Genomic DNA, 18,592 nt, shown 5'->3' on the forward strand with positions numbered 1-18,592 from the left:
AGGGAACCAAGACATGTCTGCAATCACATCCAATTTCTCTCGCCGCTATGCCCTGGCCATCGCCGGCGGCATCGCGATTGCCCTTGCAACGGCGGGGGTCAGCTATGGCCAGACCGTTCGCACGATCAAGATCGCTACGTCTGCCGAATCCAAGCCGCTGGCATGGGGCGCGATCGGCGTCGAGCCGCAAGGCTATGAGCCCGACCTTCTGAAGGCGATCAACGCAAAGCTGCCCCAATACAAGTTCGAAATGGAAGGCGTCTCCGACATTGCCCAGGAAACCGGTCTCGCTACGGGCAAGTACGACATTGCGGTGGGTGGCTACTACAAGTCGCCCGAGCGCTCCAAGCAGTTCTTCATTCCGGAAAATCCTATGGGCGCCAGCCTGATGAAGATCTACAGCAAGAAAGACAGCGGCATCAAGGAAATGAAAGACCTGGTCGGCAAGAGGATCGTTCCGACAACGGCCGGCGGTGGAACCTACAAGTTCATCATGAACTGGCAGAAAGAAAACCCGCAATACAAGCTCGATGTCACGGCATCGAGTGCAGGCATTCCCTACCCGAACCGGCTGGACGAAGTTCAGAACGGCAAGTTCGACGCTCTCGTCTTGCCGTCCAATCTCGGTGAGCAGACCGTCATCGAGCAAAAGAAACTCGATATCGTAGCGTCCGAACCAGTGTTCAGCAACAACACCTACATGCTGATCCACAAATCAGACGAGAACAAGGTTCTGGCTGACGATGTGAACAAGGTTCTCAAGGAATTGAAAGACGACGGCACGATCGAGAAGCTCTCGCAGAAGTGGTTTGGCGAGGGCATCGTCCAGTACATGAAATAGCACGGCCGTCGAGGGCCATATTCGCTAGTCAGCGGCAAGGTTGAATTGCAAGAAGGAGCGTTTCAAAGTGGATGTATCTGCTATGATTCCCGAGTTGCTCTCGGCACTGCCGCTGACGCTCGCCATCACGTTTACGGCCCTCATTTCCGGGTTCTGTCTGGCTCTCATCGCGACAACACTCCGGGTTCGCAGGGTGCCACTGATCAGTCACCTGGTGGACCTCTACGTGTCCTATGCCCGGAGTGTTCCTGTCGTCCTGCAGCTGTTCGTCGCGTTTTATGGGCTTCCGCTGTTGGTGATCCTGTTCGGCGCCAAAGATTTTATTTCGCCGACGATGGCTGCCATGGTGGGGTTGAGCCTCTACCATGGAGGATATCTGTCGGAAGTCATGCGGCCTGCATATCTTGCCGTCGATCGCGGCCAGCACGATGCGGCCGATAGCCTTGGATATACGTTCCGGCAGAAAATTACTCGCGTCGTCGGCCCGCAAGCGGTGCACTTCGCACTACCGGGCTACGGGAACTCCGTCATCTATCTGATCCATAACGTTGCGCTGGTCATGTACATCGGCGCCGCCGACGTCATGGCGACTGCGCATTTGATCATGGAGCGCGACTACAACCAGTTCCAGTTCGAAACCTACCTCGTTCTGGCGGTCATCTATTCGCTGATGTGCCTGGTCGCATGGCTCATCGTGCGCTTCTTCGAGCTTCGATCACCGATGCAAGCGCCAGAGGCAACGACAACAACTCCGATCAAGAACGAGCTCCTCGCGAGCGTCTGACGTAAGGGTATTCAACCATGTTTGATACCGATATTTTGCTCCAGGACACGCAGGAAATTCTGAGTGCCGTACCCGTGACCGTTGGAATGGCACTCTTGATTTTCGTCCTGTCGACGATAGTCGGCAGCATATTCGCGCTGATCGAATACAGACGGGTGCCGGTTCTGCGAGAGCTCATCATGACTTACAAGATCGTCTTCAAGGGCGTTCCAATGGTCATCGTGATTTTCCTCGCCTATTTCGGTCTGCCGCCCGCATTCCAGTTCCTGTTCTCGTTGCTCGGGATCAACTTCAACGCTCACGAAACCCCCAATTGGGTCATTCTTGTCGTTGCGATTACCGGCTGTGTCGCCGCGTTCCAATCAGAGATTATCAAGGGAGCCCTGAATGCATTCGACACCGGTCAGTCGGACGCGGCCCATTCGCTCGGCTATACGGGCGGCCAATTGTTTCGACGTATCCTGTTTCCCCAGGTGGCCCTCACCGCAATTCCCGACCTGACGACTTCGATGATGGTCATCATGAAGGCGCTTTCTCTCGGATTCGCCATCGAGGTCGTCGATATCTTCGCCCAGTCCCAGCTGACCGCCGCCCTGAACTACTACTACCTCGAAGCCTTCGTGATTGCCGTCGTGATCTACATGGTGATTGCCTATATCGTCACACAGATTGCCGACAGGCTGGAGCAGGCGCTGAGGGTGCGGACGTAAGGCGGATGTGGGATAGAATCGTCAAGCTTCGGATATCGAGCCGCACCTGGGAGGCAATTCTTTCGGGGATGAAAAGCTTAAGGAGAAACCCAAGTAGCCGATGTCTATACCGTTGAGTTTCATGCGTTTGGTTGATAAGCATCGTTTGTCGCTGCTGACTGGCTTCATGCCGACTGAAGCACCGATCGCGCCGGACGCGCCAAACCTCAATCCTGGCTGGGCCGCGTCGGAACATGTCTAGCAAAAAGCCTGCGATCCTTGTGCGCCAATGAAGCCCGCGACCGGACAGCCCTCTACCTTGCGGGGTGGGATGTTTACCTCGGCTTTTTGTTGCGACCAGACGCGGTGGTTCCGCCCGACGTCTAAACCGATGTTTTCTTCAGGATGGAGCCGATGGCCAATGATATGATCCGCCCCGCGGTCAATGCGGAATTGCCGTCCGGATCTTTCGACGGAACAAATTCCACGGCCGCGATGCTGCATATCGTTGCTTTCGCCGCAACACCTTTCATCAGATCCACGACCTCCCAGTACAACACCCCGCCCGGCGGGAACAAAATTCAGCAGGCATGATTGATGGGTCGAGCCCGTCGAAGTCGAGGTTTATGTGGACATTAGACTCCGAAGGAATGGCATCCAGGATCGGCTGAATGCCTTTTTGACGGACGGTCTGCGCCGAAAAGAACCTTACGCCCCAAGCTTTTGCATCGGCGATTTCCTGGGGTCCGGCCGAACTTCGTCGCGGCGTGTAACAATCTCGAGGACCTTGATGCCGATTGTTGTTCTCGGAATCCCATGCGCTACGCCGTATCCGGGCGCCGTCGAATACACCCACGCAAATCTGGATGCACCGCGCGATGGAGGCGGCGGTGTTTCCCGATGTACGAGCCAATCCGGTCCTGAGAGGCGCCATCGCGGATGGATCGGCGCGATCCCGATATCCGTTGAGGAAGTCGTAATCCCACAATATGCCCTTCTGATGCGCGCCATGAAGCCGATCGTCTTGCCGGTGTCCAGCGCCGACCCGCCGCCGAACGCGACTACACCGTCATGCTTCCCACCTCGAAACATGCGCACACCGTCCTCCACGTGCTTGTCCCGGGGGGTCGTCCCTGCATGCGTCTTCTCATAGGGCAGGAAAACGCCATTGGTCATACCGTGATGTGTGTCGTAGAGCGCGCCGACCGGATGCGAGAGTGCGTGGACGGCGCCCATCCCTTTCGGAAAGGCGACAGCACCCATCGCAGCAGCGCTGATCAGGTCACCATGGGCCTCGACGTCATTCGGATTCGAATACGCCTTCGGAAGGTTTTCGAAGATCAAGCGCACACCTTCGATGGCGATCGCGTCGCACATCGGATGATAGTAGGCGCTCGACAACGCCTCGATGCAGTGCGCGAGCGCGTCCATCCCAGTTCCGACAGTGATGAGCGGAGGCATGCCTACGATCAGTTCGGGGTCCCCGACGACAACCTTGGCCTCATCAGGTGATGGAACACCACGTTCTTGGTGTGCGTGGCCTCGTCGGTGATTATCGCACCGCGTCCCACATCGAAGCCCGTTCCGGCCGTGGTCGGGACGGTGACGAACGGCGTATTGCGGGGCCTCGGCTTGCGCCGAGCATGCGTCTTCCGTCCATCGTAGCGGGCCCGCCATTGGCCGGCGGAAGGCCTATGCGGCTAATGCTCTTCCCCCCGCCTGATCGCAAGATCATCGTGGTGCGTCCAATAATAAACGGCAGCTGACATTGCTACGATGCCCAACGCAAAGCCGATCGCCAACCCCAAATAAAACATCTCTGCCTCACGGCGATAACCATGCTTGGCGAAGGCATACACCAATTACAAATTCTGAGTAAAGGGATCAGCAAATATGACCAAATTCTTCGTCGACGCGGATGGCGTCTATCTCGGCGGCTTTGACGGTGCAGACGTCAAGTTGCCTGAAAATGGCACCGAGATGCCAGAAGCACCGGAAGATGCGCGCCAGGTCTGGGGCGGCAAGGCGTGGAGTGCCGTTCCTTCCGTGCGTCGCATGGTCCTGGAATCGGTTGTACAGGCTCGCATCATCGACGCGGGCAAGATGGCGCAGGCCTATGCCGCGCTGACGGGCAATCCAATCTATTTTGCCCGCTGGTCCGCGCCGGATCGGCCAGAAGTCTATAGTGACGATCCTGACGCTGTCGGACTAGTCCATGCTCTTGGGCTCGATCCTGCGGTCATCCTCGCGCCTTGAGTTTTTGACGAATGATGTCCACCGGCGTCCGCCACATTCGATATCGGCCAGCCTCGACGATTTGCCGTGCAACGGGCTCAGCAGCGTATGCATAGAAGAAGCGATGTACACGAGATTCTGCGAACGCCTTCTTCCCTCGTGTATTATAGTCCCTGATCTTGAGCTTATGCGGGCTGATCGTCCGCCCCCCCAAGGACAAGGCTATGCCGATGCAGAACTGCTCCGCAGCGTCAATTTTCGATATCTGATGGACAGCAAGCATCGGTGGATACGCGTCCATCAGAGCGGGAAGATTGTCTCGATGCAATCCGAGAATGCCGCTTTGCCACATAGGTTCGCGGCCCGTGATAACATGTTCGCCGATCCTAAGGCCTTCCCCTTCCAGCACAGGCGTCCATTTGTGGGGTTTCTCTAGGCGTCGCATCACTGAATGCTTAGGCGAAATGCCTTCGGAGGCATGAGATAGAAATCCCGCTGGGTAGTGGTCTGAGTCCATAAAAATGAGGCGGTCGGTCATCCTCAGGAGTTTGATCAACGCCCGGGCCTTGATGCCAAAATGATATTGACCGCTGAAGGACCAAGCCTCTTTCTGCATGTCAGTCAGAAGCAACGTCTCCATGGGATAGTCGACAAACAATTCGGGCCTGTCCGTCGCAACAATGATCTTTGCTTCTGGACAATGATACAAAAGCTTGAGTGCGCTCAGCAACGCGCCGCGATGGTACAATTCGTTTTCGCCATACGCGATGTAACCGAAGATGTCCCTCATCGAGTGGCGTGCTTTGCGATGAAAGTCTCGATCGGACCGCTGAGAGTAGCTGCCTCGCTCTTGATCTTATCGTCGTCCCACAACCACCACTGTATTTCCAGCAATTGCGCAACGGTATCAGCAGGGAACCGGCTGCGGATAACTTGCGCGCGATTGCCGGCCACTATCGCATAGGGCTCGACAGACTTGGTGACGACGGAGCCGGCACCCACAACAGCGCCGTCGCCGACTGTCACGCCTGGCAATATAATGGCACCGTGGCCAATCCAAACATCGTTGCCGATCGTGATGCCCCCAGGCTTGCCAGCGTTGGGTAAAGGCTCAGGCTGCTTCAGGACGCGGCTATAGATCGGGAATGAAGTGGCACTCTTCGTCTGGTGTTGGCCGGTGCACATGAACAGCACTTGGCCAGCAACAGAGCAGAAGCTACCCACATTTAGAGGGGCTTCATTAGTCGGAAAAAGCACCTTCCGCCAAGTGACGCCATAAGTGTGGCGGCCAACCGACACATTATCGGGCAGTTTCGCGCGCGCGTCTTTGAACCATTTAGAGAATACAGACATTAGACATCCCGCCCTGGCCGCAAAATAGCGGTTACCTTCTTTCAAATGCAACCTCAAGAGGCTTACCCATGGACCGCAATTTCGTGCGGGCGCTCGCGCTCGTTCTCAAATCGGAAGGGCTCTGGTCGGACAATCCGGCCGATCCTGGCGGCGCCACCACGAAAGGTGTGGCGCTGGAGACCTTCCGCGCCTATATCAAGCCCAGCGGCACCAAGGCCGACCTGAAGGCTATCACCGATACCCAGCTTGCAACGGTCTATCGCCGCCAGTTTTGGGATGCGGTGCACGGCTCGGAGCTTCCGGCCGGCGTCGACTATCCCGCCTTCGATTTCGCGCTCAATTCGGGTCCAAAGCGAGCCGCAGAATACCTCCAGCGCGTGGCCGGCGCGAGGGTCGACGGCCGACTAGGACCGGACAGCCTCAAGGCGATCGGCGCCAAGCCTGCCGGCGTCATCATCGACGCCTATTGTGATGCGCGTCTCGGCTTCATGAGGCGGGCCAAGAACAAGAGACCGGCAAGCTCCTTTGGCTGACCTTTGGCAAGGGCTGGACGGCCGCATGGCAGCCGTGCGTCGCGATGCCATGCTGATCTCCGCACTGCCTGCATCGCCGCCGCAGATCAGGGTTGAGGTGCCGGTGGAGGTGCCGAAGCCTGTTGTTCCCGATAGGGTGGCGCAGAAGGTCAAGGAGAAATCCGGCTTCCTGTCCTGGTTGACCGGCCTCTTCGGTTCCGGCGCGCTTGGGCTTGGCTGGCTTGCCGGCATGACTGGAAGGCCGTTCTGCGGGCGGCGGCGTCCTCATCGTCTTCATCCTGATCTTGCTCTTGCTGCGCTCCCAGATCGTCGCGGCGGTGCGCCAGATCAAGGCGGAGGTTGCTGAGTGATGGAAGGCTTTCGCGAACTGCTCATCCCGGCGTTCGATCGCCTGCTGCGCACCGTCGGCGCTATCAGCCTGGTCCTCAGCGCCGGGTTTGCCGTCCGGTTCTGGTGGCCGCTATGAGCGCGGTCATCGCATGGCTCCTGAACAACCCAACCGTGCTTGCCTTTGGCGCGACCATCATCGGCGCGCTTGGCTTCGGCTTTCAACAGCGGCTTGCCGGCGCCAAGGCCGAACGCAACAAGCAGGCGGCGGCCAACGTGATCGCCGCAACCCAAGCCGACGAGATCGATGATGCCGTCGCCGGTCGCGCGCCGGACGACAACCGGGGGAGGCTGGGCAAATGGTCACCAAAGCAATAGCCCTTGCGGTGCTCGTCGCGATTGCCGGCTGCACGACGATAGGCGGCTCGTTTTGCGCGGTCGAGCACCCGATCCGCCTGTCCGCCGAAGCAATCGCGGCGCTTTCAGACGGCGAGGTGAGCCAGGTCTTGGCCCAAACGAAAAGGGCGCCAAGCTGTGCGCATGGAAAGCCTGACATGCCAACTCGGCGACGAAGAGCCTGGAGATGATGGTAGGCGGCCTCGTCGCCGCTTTGGAGGGTGTCCAGCGGGACGTCACCGAAATCCGGCGCGATATCAAAGATAGCGACGCCCGGGCCGCGCTGAGCTACGAGCAATCCGAACAGCGCGCCGCCGCCAGCCGATCGAAGATGTACGCCAAGACCGACGAGTTGGTGGAGCGTCTTTCCCAGACCGAAGGCGCAGTGAAATCCCTCAGTGAAGACATGACTGAGGTGAAGGCCGTGACAGCGGAGGTCACCCGGTGGAAACTGATGGGGCTCGGTGCTCTCGGCGTAACAGGCATGGCTGCGGCGGCGCTAGCCTCCCTTGTCACCGCGTACTGGTCTGATATCTGGTGGGCGCTGCGCGGCGGCTGATTGGCGACGACATGAAACCAACTATCCGACTTCGCCCCGGCGCCTCACGGTGTCCGGGGCTTTTCGCTTTTCTGGTCCCAACCGATGCCAAATTGAGTGCTGAGGTTGTTATTGGGGGCTACTTGTTCCATTCGTTCATTCTGTATAAGCGCGAGCCTAGCAGCAACCGGAAGCAAGTATTTGAGCAAGTCGAATTTCCGGCCTGAGATCCAGGGGCTGCGTGCTATCGCTGTCTGCTCAGTCGCTTTGTTCCATGTCTGGCCGTGGCTGGCCCCCGGCGGCTATGTCGGCGTTGACGTGTTTTTTGTCATTTCTGGTTTCTTGATCACCGGCGTCCTGCTGCGGGAGGTGGAGGACACCGGAAGAATGGACCTACTTGGTTTCTATGTTCGCCGGGCGCGGCGCCTCTTGCCTGCCGCGATGCTTGTCCTTCTGCTGGTGGGCTTGGCGACCCCGCTCTATCTACCCTCCGCGCTATGGAGGGACGGCACGAATGAACTGGTGCACAGCGCCTTTCAATTGGAGAACTGGCGGCTCGCAGCGAAGGCGATTGATTACCTGGCGATGACGAGCGCGCCGAGCCCGGTCCAACATTACTGGTCGCTGTCGATCGAAGAACAATTCTACGTTGTCTGGCCGGGGCTGATCATCGGCCTCCTGTGGCTTTCACGAAAAGTCCACAGGCCTTGGCGACCCTTGCTGGCCGCCGTGCTAGGCGCAATCTTCATCGCCTCGCTTGCCACCTCCGTATGGCTCACGCTTGTTGACCCGGCGCGGGCGTATTTCGTCACTCACACCCGCATGTGGGAGCTGGCGCTCGGCGCTCTGCTGTGTGCCATGGTGCCGGAGTCAGCCGACACACGGATCGGGGTACGAGCGCGGCGATTGCTTGGGTTTGCCGGCGTCGGCTCGATTCTCGCAGCCGCCTTTCTGTTCTCGACCAAGACACCCTTCCCCGGCTATGCGGCGCTGTTGCCGACCGTTGGGACCGCGTTGGTGATCGTCTCTGGTCAAAGCCAGTCGTCGTTCAGCGCCTTTGCTTTGCTCAAGTCACGACCGTTCCAATTCCTCGGCGACATCTCTTACTCGCTCTATCTTTGGCATTGGCCAATCATCGTTTTTTTCACCCAGCAAAGTGGCGAAGCGATCGGCCTTTGGGGCGGCCTGGCCATCCTTGCAGCAAGCGTCGGTCTAGCCGCCATCACCAAGGTTCATGTCGAGGACCGTTTCCGCCACCGCGCATCGTTGCGATCACGCCCCCGACTGGTCGAGTGGCTGGCCGTTTTTGCCCCGGTTCCTTTGGTGCCTCTAATCGCATTTTGCGCTGTCTCGATAGAAATCGCCCGGCAACAAGCATTGATCTCGGACAACCCGAATGACTATCCAGGGGCTAGGTCCTTGTTCACCAACAGGCCGGTGCCGACCGTAGCGGCCTATGCTCCTTCGCTGCCGACAATAAAGCAGGATAAGCCACAAACGGACAGCTGCCGCCCGCCTCGCGAAAACGGCGAACCTGTCGGTTGCCAGGTTGGCGATCCAAATGGGCGGCTCAAGGTGTTCCTGGTTGGCGATTCGCACGCAGAGCACTGGCTTCCGGCGTTTCAGGTGGCGGCGTCGGATCGAGGTTGGAATGCGGAGAGTTTTACCAAGCCCGGATGCCCGCTATTTCCTACCATGATCATGATGTCTGACAGCGACCGTCCGTTTCCAGATTGCCTGACCTGGGGTCAGCATATGCTGCGAATTATTCGACAACAAAGGCCAGACATCATCATTTTCGGGCAGAGAGACGTTTTACGTGCTTATCCCGACGACGGAAGCCAAGTGCCCGTGAGCGATACGTTGGTGCAGCTATGGCGCAGCATTGAGGCATTGGGCATTAAGGTGGTGGTAATAGCCGACACACCAGCTTGGGGAACGAACCCGGAGCGGTGCATGGCTCGGGACGGCCACTGCTCTGTTCCATATAAATCGGCACGTGATCGGGATCCCGTGGTAGTTGCCCAGCGCCTCTACCCGCATGTGCCGCTCGTCGACTTCAGCGACATTGTATGCCCGGGCAACATTTGCCCTGCGGTCATCGGCAATGTTTTTGTCTGGCGCGACACCGATCACCTGACCGCCACGTATTCCCGCTCAATGGCCGACATTTTCGGCAAACGCATCGACGCGGCAATCAATTAGCTGAGGGCGGCCGGCGCTCATTGGTCGAATTCTAGCGGCAGGTGATCCGGTTTCTCGTGCCACATCACCTGCCGGGAATGAGATCGTTCTTACAGGCGAACGAACTTGTCGAGATGCAGGCGTATCCGTTGGCCTTCTGCGAAGGACAGCGCGAATGATTCAATCACGAATGATCGGGTAATTTCCTGGTCTTCCTCGGCCACACGAACGGACCATTCGCCGCAGGCTTCGACGACTTCCACGCAAGGCAATACTTTGCGGATTGGTATCACGTTATCCATCACAGCCTCCCTACAAAAAGCAATGGTAACGTCGAGTTTTATACGCCCGCCGAAAGCGGGTTTTCAATAACAAAGATGGTCCGGGTTCATACCGTTGGGGTCAGCGGATCGCGGCTGGGTAACTCAGTGCCGCGACGTGATGGCGGATGGATGTGCTCGAACAGGAGATGACCGATCTGCTGCATCGCCGTCATATCCGGGTAAGCGGCTAGAACGGAGCCTTCACCGCCGACGCTGCCGAGCATCGGTATCAACACAAAGCTGTGAAAGTTCTGCTTCTTTTCCATTTTCGTACCTGCGATGGAGAGGCCGTTTGGTCTCATGGGGCGCTTTTTTGTTAGCGGCTCGTGCCCATCGGGCGACGCTTGTCGCCAGCGCACGCGTTCTTCCCGCTCAAGCAGGGCAATTTCGCAATCGCTTTCGCAGCATCGAGCGGCAGCCGAGAATATAACCCTGTTGCTTCTCATCCTCGTTCAGAGCGACATCCAGGTACTGCTTCATGTCCACGGAACCGGAGATGAGAGCGCATTTGCACTCGCCGCAAACTCCGTTTCTGCAGTCCGAAGGACAGTAGTGCCCGGTGCGCATCGCCGCTTCGAGAATTGTTTCGCCGTCTAGTACGGCGATCTCGTCCGCAAATTGCTGCACGATCAGTTTGTAGGACATCTCCACGATCCAGTATTGGCAGGCAGATTCAATTCGTAGGGACGCGCAACAAACTCGGCGCCCCTGCTGAGCAAGAGCCGACGTCGCGACTGAACGCAATTTGAACAATGCGAAGCAAGGTTTCGCTTTAACCGATGCAGGCTTGCGCCGGCGCAGATGACTGAGCGGTCGCAACACGTGACAGGACTTTTTGCCCGAACTTGATCAAGCTGTCGGCCTGCCGGTACTCGGGTCTTTCAAGGAGCGACGTGGCCCAGCCCTTCAGTGCCGAAACCAAATATTGGTTCGCACAATCATGATGGCCTGCCGGCAAGAGGTCGCGACATTCGTATACGTCCGCGATGACCCGGCAAAAGGCCGGATGCCCATCTCGGTCGATGACGACAGGAGAAATTTCCAATGCCCAACGCTCAAGTTGTTCGGATAGACACCATGGCCCCCGGAGGTCATGCACTTTGCTGACTTGGAGTTGGGGCCACCCGGCCGTGGAGAAGTGACCATTCGGCAATTGCCATAGGCTTCAATTTTATCGATATATCGCAACGCAAGGGCATAGCGCGCTTCTCTTGAATACTGGCCTGGGACATGAGGCAGTGGGAGTGGTTGAGGATCTGGATTCCTCAGTAGAGGAGTTCAAGATCGGCGATCGGGTCGCATATATGAGCGCGGGCACAGGAGCCTACGCGACATTCAGGACCGTCAACGCCGAGAAGCTGGTTGCCGTTCCCGATGGTCTTTCGGACGAAGTGATCGCCGCCCACTTCTTCAAAGGTCTGACGGCGCAGTATCTGATACAAAAGACGTTCCCCGTGGAATGGGCATCTGGTGCTCCTGCGCCCCTCCCGGCGGTGTCGGCTCCATCCTGGCGAGTTGGGCCAGTAAGCTAGCGGCAACCGTCATTGGGGCGGTCGGATCGGACGAGAAATGTTCGTTGGCGAAAGCCAACGGATGTGCGTTCGCTGTCAACTATTCCAGAAAAGGCTGGGAGGACGAAATTGTCGAATGGACCGGAGGTACCAAGGTCGACGCAGTTTTGGATTCAATAGGCAAAGACACATTCCTGTCTTCGCTGGATCTGGCCACCCCTTTCGGAACTGTCATTGTCTTGGCATGGCATCCGGACCGGCTCCGGCGATCGATCCGGAACTCTTGAACCGCAGAGGCCGTCTCTTCCTGACGAGGCCTTCCATTTTTCCGCACAACGCGGCAGCGGCGCAATTTCGGGAGAACGCCGCCAACCTGTTTAAGGCCATGTCGGACGGAATGTCCGATACCAATTCCTACTCCCGGTTCGAGTGGACCCAGGTTCAAGACCTGCATCGGGCCCTCGAAGCGCGCGAGCTATCCGGTCCTGCTGTGATTATTCCCCAAATCCCCTAAGTATGCATCACGGACGGTCGCTGACATCGGCCTGGAAGATCGTGTTGCCGTTCGATCCTGGGATTGTATGACACGCTGGCGCACTGCGGCGAGGCGTTGTTCCTTTGCTCGATGATCCTCCAGGGCGGGCTCCAAATGGTCGTATGGCGGGAGCACATGCCTCGCCATGGTCGCCTCCCGCCACGATGAGCTCGGCGACGCGGTCGAGCGCTCGCTCAAAACCGCTGTGCTGTGGCTGGTCGAGGCGTGTGCAGTTTTGCACACGATCTCCCGTAATTATTTGATTTTGCTCAACTGTCCGTCCGGTCCATCATTGAGACAAGTCGTGGTTTTCAACGTCGTGACGCTCGACACCGACTTGCCGTCACCCTGGCTGACGATAGCAAAGAGCGCCCCCCTCAGTAGTAGGTCTTGCGATGTCCCGCTACCACTTCAACCCCGCTATCGTACGCAATGGCCCGATTGTGGCGGCCGCCCAATGCGGTGTCTGTGCAATAGCGGCTATATTTTGCCCTTCCTATGGCGAGTAGAAGCCTTCCGCGACCTAGAGCATCTCGCTCAAGTCACGCCAATGCCGCTAACGATGCCCTCAGACATTCTCGCCGTCACCCACGCGTATCGACTTCACCCCTCGGGAGTTTCGCGCACGCCTGTCGGGCTTCGCCTTCGATCTCGATCTTGCTCCGCGCTTGAAGATCGAAGCGCACCGTTACGGTGCGCATGCGTGCATGCAGCACATCGTCCAGCGTGCCGCGCATTTCATGCAGATAGGTCAGCGACGACTTCCCAAGCTTTTCTATAACGGTGCGAACGGTGATCAGAGTTCCCACCTCGGTTTCGTGCACGTAGTCGATCTCCATCCTCACATCCGCCCAGCCGAGCGTCGGCGTCAAACGGGGATCGGCGATCCTGCCAAGCAGCTGGAAACTGGCGTCGTCGAACATAGCGACGTAGTGACGGACGTTGAGATGGCCCATCGCGTCACACATCCAAGGATGGACGACGCCGACATAGGTTTCAATCGGGGGCGTCAAAACCCGACCTCGTTTCCGCCCTTGAGATCCAGCAACTGGCGGGCTTCGTCGGGGCTTGCGATTTCAAGCGACAGTTCGCCAAGGATGCGCTTGATCTTGGCGACCTGCTCGGCATTGCTCTTGGCAAGCGCGCCCTTGCCGATATAGAGACTGTCTTCCAGCCCGACACGCACATTGCCACCCATGATCGCACCCATCGTGCAGAGGTTCATCTGGTGCTTGCCGGCGGCAAGGATCGACCAGAGATAGTCGTCTCCGAACAGCCTGTCCGCCGTCCTGCGCATGTGCATCATGTCTTCGGCGTCGGCGCCGATTCCGCCCAGAAGTCCGAAGATCGTCTGGACGAAAAGCGGCGGCTTCAGCAGCTTGCGGTCGAGAAAGTGCGCCAGCGTGTAGAGGTGACTGACATCATAGCACTCGAACTCGAACTTGGTGCCATAGGCCTGGCCGACCTCGACAATGATGCGCTCGATCTGCTCGAACGTGTTGGAGACGATGCCCTTCTTGGTATCTTCCAGGTAGCCCTTCTCCCAGTCGTGCTTCCAGTCGGTGTATTTCGGCGCGATGTGATGCAAGGCGAAATTCATCGACCCCATGTTGAGCGAGCAGAGTTCGGGCTTGGCGGCATGGGCGGCTTCGAGACGCTCGTCGAGCGTCATCTTGAGGCCGCCGCCGGTAGAGATGTTCATCACGGCGTTGGTCTGCTGTTTGATGCGCGGCAGGAAGTCCATGAAGAGCTTAGGATCGGGGGTCGGCTTGCCCGTCTCGGGGTCGCGGGCATGCAGATGGATCACCGAGGCGCCAGCTTCGGCTGCGCCGACAGCCGCGTCGACGATCTCGGTAGGCGTTATCGGCAGATAGGGGCTCATGGTCGGCGTGTGAATCGATCCGGTGACCGCACAGGTGATGACGACTTTCGGCGATTTCTTCATGATCGGGTCTCCCTTGTCTGCCTTTTGGTGTTATCGATCGAGCGCGAGGCAATCCTCGCGGCCACAGCCCAGCCGGATCGCCGTACCCGGATCGAGCTTCGGCTGAGACGACGAAGTAGCAAGCTTGACGATGAATTTCTGGCCGCTCGCGGTCGCGGCGACGAGCCGGACATGATCGCCGACGTAGATTGATTGAACGACCGTCGCCGGAATCTCGTTGAGCGCCGTGACGCCGTCCTGCAGAACGGACAGGCGCTCGGGCCTTATCGACAGCGTCACCCTGACACCCGCAGAAAGCGCAGCACCGCAGGACATGGCGTTCAACACAACGTCGCCGTCGTCGAGACGGACGTATACGCCGCCATCCTCGCTTCCGGCCAGCACGGCGCCGAACATGCGGTTGTTCTCACCGATGAAGCTTGCGACAAAGCTCGCCGCGGGACGCTCGTACAGTTCGCGCGGCGTCGACAGTTGCTCGATGCGGCCGGCGCTGAACACCGCGATGCGGTCCGACATGGTTAGCGCTTCAGTCTGGTCGTGCGTGACGTAGACGAAGGTCACGCCCAGCCGGGCGTGAATATCCTTGATCTCGAACTGCATCTGCTCGCGCAGCTGCTTGTCGAGGGCGCCAAGCGGTTCGTCCATCAAGACAAGATGCGGTTCGAAAATCAGGGCGCGGGCAACCGCCACACGTTGTTGCTGCCCGCCCGAAAGCTGCGCTGGCCGCCGATTGCCGAATTCGGGCAACTGGACCATGTCGAGAACGTTCCCGACACGTCGCCTGACCTCCTCGCGGCCAAGTTTGCGGACCTCGAGCGGGAAAGCCAGATTTTCGGCGACCGTCATGTGCGGGAAAAGCGCGTAGTTCTGGAACACCATGCCGATGCCGCGACGATTGGCGGGAACGTTGTCGATGCGCTGACCGTCAATGAGAATTTCGCCCTCGGTCGTATCTTCGAATCCTGCCAGCATCATCAACGCCGTCGTCTTGCCGGACCCGGAAGGGCCTAGCAGCGTCAGGAATTCGCCGCGCACGATTTCCAGGTCGAGCTGGCGCACCGCCTGGACCGCATGCCCGTAGCGCTTGCTGACGCCGCGAAACTCGACGTGAACCGGCCCACGCGGAGATCCGCCCATCACCGCGCCTGCGCCTTCGGATCACGGCGCACCGAAGTCGGGCGCTTTCGAGCAGGCTGCGCCTCAGCCGCCGCCGCGGCGCGAAGAATGATGTCGGCGGCCTCGCGCAGATCGGCCACCAGGGCCTTGCGCGCAGCCGCGCCATCGGCGCGACGCAGCGCCGCGAGCATTTCGTCGTGATGGTCCAGGCCCAGGCCGTAGGTCACGTCCGAGCGGACGATGTTCAAGAACGGTCCTGCCTGCAGCCACAATTTCTCGATGATCTGCTGGATGAGAGGTGACCGCGCGGCATGGTACATCGTGAAATGGAAGCGCCTGTTCAGGCCGAGATAGTTAGCCATGACGTTGCTCTCGACGCACTCGCGCATCAGGCTGTTCAGCTTCGCCAATTCATCGAGTTCTTCGGGCGTGATGGTCGTCGCAGCCCATTCGGCCGCCGTCCCTTCGACGCTGCAGCGCACACGCACGAGATCCGAAATACGCGCCACCGTGGCCTCGGGGACGATGACGCCCCGGTTTGGGTGGTCGAACATCGCCTCGTCGCTGACGAGTTGCCGCAAGGCCTCGCGCACCGGCATGGCGCTGGTCCGGTACTGTTCGGCAAGCTGTCGCACGACCAGTCTTTGGCCGGGCAGGAAGTCACCGTTCATCAGTGCTTCCTTCAAGCCCGTATGGACACGAACATGAGCTGTCTTTTGCGCGGCCGAGCCGGCGGTGGCATCCTTGCGATCGAGCATCAGTTTGTCCGGCGGGGCAGTATTTTGAGGTTGCTCGACAGGAAATCGTCGAATGCGGCGGCGAAGCCGTCGAGTTCGGCGTCGCCAAATGGCAGTGACAACGCCAGCATGCCGCGCGGCGTCACGTAATACCCTCGCAACAGCATCTCGATATGCCACAGCGCAATCACCGATGGATCGGCATCGTCGAGCCGCGCCGGCGTGTCCACCGGCCCCCTGACGAAATGCAGGTTCATCAACGACCCGCGCCCTATGACGATGCCCTCGACGCCATGTCGTTCAAGTGAGACGTTCATCGCTTCACGCAAGCGATCGCCGCGCGCATTGATGGCGCGGCTCGCCTCTTGCGTCAGCACCTGCGTCAGACCGGTGAAACCAGCAGCCATGCTGAGAATATTGTTGTTGAACGTCCCGCCATGCGAGAACGCACCAGGCAAAGCCGGATCGAAGCGGTCGACGAGGTCGGCGCGTCCACCGAATGCGCCAAAACTCGCACCGCCGCCGATGTACTTTCCGAGCGTCACGAAATCGGGAAAAATTCCGTGCGCGCCATGGAGCGCTCGATAGTCGAGGCGCGAGGTCATGACCTCGTCGAAGATCAGCAGCGCGCCGGTCTCCTTCGTCGCTGTGCGCAGCGCCTGCAGGAACTCGCGGGTCGCCGGGATGCAGCCGCCGCCGCCCATCATCGGTTCGACGATGACGGCGGCAAGCTCGTCGCCCTGTTCCTTGATGAGCGCCACGGCGTCTGCACTATCGTTGTAGTCGGCGAAGACAAAGGGGAAAGGCAAATTGAGCGGTGAGCCGCCATGCGCAAAAGTCAGTACGCCGCCGTGATAGCCTTCCCGGAAGGCGAGTATCTTCGAACGCTTCGTGATGGCGCGAGCGGCGGAAATCGCCATGATGTTCGCCTCGGTGCCCGAGTTGCAGAAGCGCACGCGCTCGATGGCTGGAAAACGCTCGACCACCGCCGCTGCCAGGCGCGCCTCGTAGCGGTTGGGTGCACCCAGCATGATGCCGCCCTGTATGACGTCCACAAGGGCCGCCGAAATCGCCTTGTCGGAGTGGCCGTAGAAGCCGGCGCTGTATTCCGAGACCAGATCGACATAGGTATGGCCGTCGAGATCGGTGACCCTGCAGCCCTCGCCGGAGACGAACGAAACAGGGAATGGCGGGTACCAAAGTACAGCCCTCGTATTGCCGCCCGGCAACGATGCCGCGGCCTCGTTCTGGCGCGCCAGGCTGTTCGGGTTGGCGTCAGCGAAACACTGTCGCGCCTCGTCCAGAACAGCAGCGAGACTGACATTGGCGCGCACGTCTCTAGTGCCTTGCAGCATTCGATCAAATTCCCTTGTCTTTTTAATTTTCTTGCACCCTATCGCAAATTCCTGTTGCAAATCAATCCATTTTGCGTTTGAAATTTGATCAAATCTACAATGATAAGAAAGGGGAACTGCGATGAGGACTTATCTGCAAGCCGTATCTGCCGCCGCGATCTGCCTCGCGACCTCCACTTTTGCCGCGTCCGCGGCCGATCCCGTCACGGTGGTCGGCTGGGGTGGTACATGGGACAAGGCCTACAAGGATGGAGTCTGGGACAAGTATACCGAAAAGACGGGCGTCCCGATCATCATGGAAGAGTGGGGCGGCGAGGTCGCCAAGGTGCGTGCCCAGGTGCAGGCGGGCAACATTACCTACGACGTCGTCTCGGTGGAAGCGCCCGCCATGGAAGTCGGCTGCGCAGAAGGCCTGTTCGTCCCGCTGACGCCCGAGATCACCGGCGACGCGGCGAATTATCTCCCAGGCACCCTGCATGAATGCGGTGTCGCGTCCGACACATGGGCAACGGTTCTTGCCTACAACACGGATGTCTATAAGGGCGACGCCGCGCCAAAGAGTTGGGCGGACTTCTGGAACGTCGAGAAATTTCCAGGAAAGCGCGGCCTCTACCAGCAAGCGCAGTTCACACTGGAAAATGCGCTGATGGCCGACGGCGTGAAACGCGAGGACATGTACAAGGTGCTGGCCACGCCGGAAGGCGTCGACCGGGCTTTCGCCATGCTCGACAAGATCAAGCCGAACGTCGTCTGGTGGTCCACCACGACGCAGGGCATCCAGAACCTGGACAGCGGCGAAGTGACGCTCAGCGACGCGTTCAATGCACGCATCACCAACGAAGCCATCAACGAGAAGAAGCCTTACGCCATCGCATGGGACGCCGGCTTCTTCTACGGCACCGACTACTGGGCCGTGGTGAAGGGCGCACCGCACCAGCAAGGCGGGCTGGATCTCCTCAAGTGGTTCTCCATCCCTGAAAATCAGGCCGGCTTCTCCAAGCTCTATGCCTATGGCACCGGTCGCAAGGAAGCCGCCGACCTCATTCCCGCGGACTGGAAGGCCAACCTGCCGACGTCGCCGGAGCACCTCCAGTACGGCGCCGCCTATGACAACGACTTCTGGACCGAGCACAAGGAAGCGCTGGAAGAACGCTTCAAGGCCTGGCTCGCGAAGTAACTTGGGCATGCTG

General features: G+C 59.1%; 25 protein-coding genes and 1 pseudogene. 13 read left to right on the forward strand and 13 right to left on the reverse strand.

Annotation, left to right across the window (positions count from 1 at the left end; genetic code table 11):
- Positions 1-13 precede the first annotated feature (13 nt).
- From NKJ18_RS01870 to NKJ18_RS01885, 4 genes are all read left to right on the forward strand, one after another.
- Positions 14-841, forward strand: coding sequence for a transporter substrate-binding domain-containing protein (locus tag NKJ18_RS01870; protein WP_023817332.1), 828 nt, complete (start codon positions 14-16; stop codon positions 839-841).
- A gap of 67 nt (positions 842-908) precedes the next feature.
- A complete protein-coding gene (locus tag NKJ18_RS01875; RefSeq protein ID WP_023703916.1) occupies positions 909-1,625 on the forward strand; it encodes an amino acid ABC transporter permease in 717 nt (238 codons plus the stop codon).
- A gap of 17 nt (positions 1,626-1,642) precedes the next feature.
- Entirely contained in the window at positions 1,643-2,335 is a 693-nt protein-coding gene (locus NKJ18_RS01880; protein ID WP_023669865.1) for an amino acid ABC transporter permease, read from the forward strand.
- Positions 2,336-2,728: 393 nt separating this feature from the next.
- Positions 2,729-2,908, forward strand: coding sequence for a hypothetical protein (locus NKJ18_RS01885; RefSeq protein WP_198025470.1), 180 nt, complete (start codon positions 2,729-2,731; stop codon positions 2,906-2,908).
- Here the strand turns inward: NKJ18_RS01885 and NKJ18_RS01890 are convergent.
- The 3 genes and pseudogenes from NKJ18_RS01890 to NKJ18_RS01900 form a co-directional block, all read right to left on the reverse strand.
- A complete protein-coding gene (locus NKJ18_RS01890) occupies positions 2,847-3,050 on the reverse strand; it encodes an arginase family protein (RefSeq protein ID WP_352757875.1) in 204 nt (67 codons plus the stop codon). The genes NKJ18_RS01885 and NKJ18_RS01890 overlap by 62 nt on opposite strands.
- A complete protein-coding gene (locus tag NKJ18_RS01895) occupies positions 3,023-3,490 on the reverse strand; it encodes an iron-containing alcohol dehydrogenase (RefSeq protein WP_352757876.1) in 468 nt (155 codons plus the stop codon). Before NKJ18_RS01895 ends, NKJ18_RS01890 begins: the two co-directional genes overlap by 28 nt.
- Positions 3,464-3,927, reverse strand: a pseudogene (locus tag NKJ18_RS01900) (iron-containing alcohol dehydrogenase); the annotation flags it as partial. The gene NKJ18_RS01895 and the pseudogene NKJ18_RS01900, both read right to left, overlap by 27 nt.
- Before the next feature lie 280 nt (positions 3,928-4,207).
- Here NKJ18_RS01900 and NKJ18_RS01905 point away from each other — a divergent pair.
- Positions 4,208-4,570: a hypothetical protein gene (locus NKJ18_RS01905; RefSeq protein WP_023711061.1), complete on the forward strand. Its 363-nt coding sequence runs from the start codon at positions 4,208-4,210 to the stop codon at positions 4,568-4,570.
- Here the strand turns inward: NKJ18_RS01905 and NKJ18_RS01910 are convergent.
- Together NKJ18_RS01910 and NKJ18_RS32980 are read right to left on the reverse strand one after the other, a co-directional pair.
- Positions 4,554-5,339, reverse strand: coding sequence for a hypothetical protein (locus NKJ18_RS01910; protein WP_023711060.1), 786 nt, complete (start codon positions 5,337-5,339; stop codon positions 4,554-4,556). The two genes, NKJ18_RS01905 and NKJ18_RS01910, sit on opposite strands and share 17 nt — an antisense overlap.
- Positions 5,336-5,902, reverse strand: a complete 567-nt coding sequence (locus NKJ18_RS32980) for a CatB-related O-acetyltransferase (RefSeq protein WP_023711059.1) — start codon at positions 5,900-5,902, stop codon at positions 5,336-5,338. The genes NKJ18_RS01910 and NKJ18_RS32980 overlap by 4 nt, the downstream gene beginning before the upstream one ends.
- A 68-nt stretch (positions 5,903-5,970) precedes the next feature.
- On the opposite strand from NKJ18_RS32980, the gene NKJ18_RS01920 reads away from it, so the two are divergent.
- The 5 genes from NKJ18_RS01920 to NKJ18_RS01940 all read left to right on the forward strand — a co-directional run bounded on the left by NKJ18_RS01920 (position 5,971) and on the right by NKJ18_RS01940 (position 9,901).
- Positions 5,971-6,435 carry a glycosyl hydrolase 108 family protein gene (locus NKJ18_RS01920; RefSeq protein ID WP_050588605.1) on the forward strand — a complete coding sequence of 155 codons (465 nt, stop codon included), beginning with the start codon at positions 5,971-5,973 and terminating at the stop codon, positions 6,433-6,435.
- Positions 6,436-6,460: 25 nt separating this feature from the next.
- A complete protein-coding gene (locus NKJ18_RS01925) occupies positions 6,461-6,781 on the forward strand; it encodes a hypothetical protein (RefSeq protein WP_050588604.1) in 321 nt (106 codons plus the stop codon).
- Positions 6,782-6,897: 116 nt separating this feature from the next.
- Positions 6,898-7,140 (forward strand): hypothetical protein, encoded by a 243-nt coding sequence (locus NKJ18_RS01930; protein WP_023711057.1) that lies wholly within the window; start codon positions 6,898-6,900, stop codon positions 7,138-7,140.
- Positions 7,141-7,345: 205 nt separating this feature from the next.
- The gene (locus NKJ18_RS01935) at positions 7,346-7,717 is read left to right on the forward strand and encodes a DUF1515 family protein (RefSeq protein WP_352757739.1); all 372 of its coding nucleotides are present in this window, start codon (positions 7,346-7,348) and stop codon (positions 7,715-7,717) included.
- A 180-nt stretch (positions 7,718-7,897) separates the two neighbouring features.
- Positions 7,898-9,901, forward strand: coding sequence for an acyltransferase family protein (locus tag NKJ18_RS01940; protein WP_023711055.1), 2,004 nt, complete (start codon positions 7,898-7,900; stop codon positions 9,899-9,901).
- 89 nt (positions 9,902-9,990) lie between these two features.
- Here the strand turns inward: NKJ18_RS01940 and NKJ18_RS01945 are convergent, their stop codons facing one another.
- The 3 genes from NKJ18_RS01945 to NKJ18_RS01955 form a co-directional block, all read right to left on the reverse strand.
- Positions 9,991-10,182 carry a hypothetical protein gene (locus tag NKJ18_RS01945; protein ID WP_031192958.1) on the reverse strand — a complete coding sequence of 64 codons (192 nt, stop codon included), beginning with the start codon at positions 10,180-10,182 and terminating at the stop codon, positions 9,991-9,993.
- Positions 10,183-10,268: 86 nt separating this feature from the next.
- Complete coding sequence (locus NKJ18_RS01950; RefSeq protein WP_023711053.1) at positions 10,269-10,469, reverse strand: hypothetical protein; 201 nt, start codon at positions 10,467-10,469, stop codon at positions 10,269-10,271.
- Positions 10,470-10,575: 106 nt separating this feature from the next.
- Positions 10,576-10,848: a 2Fe-2S iron-sulfur cluster-binding protein gene (locus NKJ18_RS01955; protein ID WP_031199198.1), complete on the reverse strand. Its 273-nt coding sequence runs from the start codon at positions 10,846-10,848 to the stop codon at positions 10,576-10,578.
- Between the two features lie 599 nt (positions 10,849-11,447).
- On the opposite strand from NKJ18_RS01955, the gene NKJ18_RS01960 reads away from it, so the two are divergent.
- Both NKJ18_RS01960 and NKJ18_RS01965 read left to right on the forward strand, forming a co-directional pair.
- On the forward strand, positions 11,448-11,735 hold the full coding sequence (locus NKJ18_RS01960; RefSeq protein ID WP_023711051.1) for an MDR/zinc-dependent alcohol dehydrogenase-like family protein: 288 nt from the start codon (positions 11,448-11,450) through the stop codon (positions 11,733-11,735).
- Entirely contained in the window at positions 11,663-12,001 is a 339-nt protein-coding gene (locus NKJ18_RS01965) for a zinc-binding dehydrogenase (RefSeq protein ID WP_196813676.1), read from the forward strand. Before NKJ18_RS01960 ends, NKJ18_RS01965 begins: the two co-directional genes overlap by 73 nt.
- An 832-nt stretch (positions 12,002-12,833) precedes the next feature.
- Here the strand turns inward: NKJ18_RS01965 and NKJ18_RS01970 are convergent.
- The 5 genes from NKJ18_RS01970 to NKJ18_RS01990 form a co-directional block, all read right to left on the reverse strand.
- Complete coding sequence (locus tag NKJ18_RS01970; RefSeq protein WP_081740607.1) at positions 12,834-13,217, reverse strand: acyl-CoA thioesterase; 384 nt, start codon at positions 13,215-13,217, stop codon at positions 12,834-12,836.
- A 41-nt stretch (positions 13,218-13,258) separates the two neighbouring features.
- Positions 13,259-14,194: a 3,5-dioxohexanoate:acetyl-CoA acetone transferase gene (gene kce, locus NKJ18_RS01975; protein WP_352757740.1), complete on the reverse strand. Its 936-nt coding sequence runs from the start codon at positions 14,192-14,194 to the stop codon at positions 13,259-13,261.
- 30 nt (positions 14,195-14,224) lie between these two features.
- Positions 14,225-15,331, reverse strand: coding sequence for an ABC transporter ATP-binding protein (locus NKJ18_RS01980; protein WP_031192955.1), 1,107 nt, complete (start codon positions 15,329-15,331; stop codon positions 14,225-14,227).
- On the reverse strand, positions 15,331-15,996 hold the full coding sequence (locus tag NKJ18_RS01985) for a GntR family transcriptional regulator (protein WP_352757741.1): 666 nt from the start codon (positions 15,994-15,996) through the stop codon (positions 15,331-15,333). The genes NKJ18_RS01980 and NKJ18_RS01985 overlap by 1 nt, the downstream gene beginning before the upstream one ends.
- Before the next feature lie 71 nt (positions 15,997-16,067).
- Positions 16,068-17,402, reverse strand: a complete 1,335-nt coding sequence (locus NKJ18_RS01990) for an aspartate aminotransferase family protein (protein ID WP_023711045.1) — start codon at positions 17,400-17,402, stop codon at positions 16,068-16,070.
- Positions 17,403-17,523: 121 nt separating this feature from the next.
- On the opposite strand from NKJ18_RS01990, the gene NKJ18_RS01995 reads away from it, so the two are divergent.
- Positions 17,524-18,579 (forward strand): ABC transporter substrate-binding protein, encoded by a 1,056-nt coding sequence (locus NKJ18_RS01995; RefSeq protein WP_023696855.1) that lies wholly within the window; start codon positions 17,524-17,526, stop codon positions 18,577-18,579.
- Positions 18,580-18,592: the final 13 nt, after the last annotated feature.

The sequence above is a fragment of the Mesorhizobium sp. M0217 genome (assembly GCF_040321955.1).
Classification (GTDB): domain Bacteria; phylum Pseudomonadota; class Alphaproteobacteria; order Rhizobiales; family Rhizobiaceae; genus Mesorhizobium.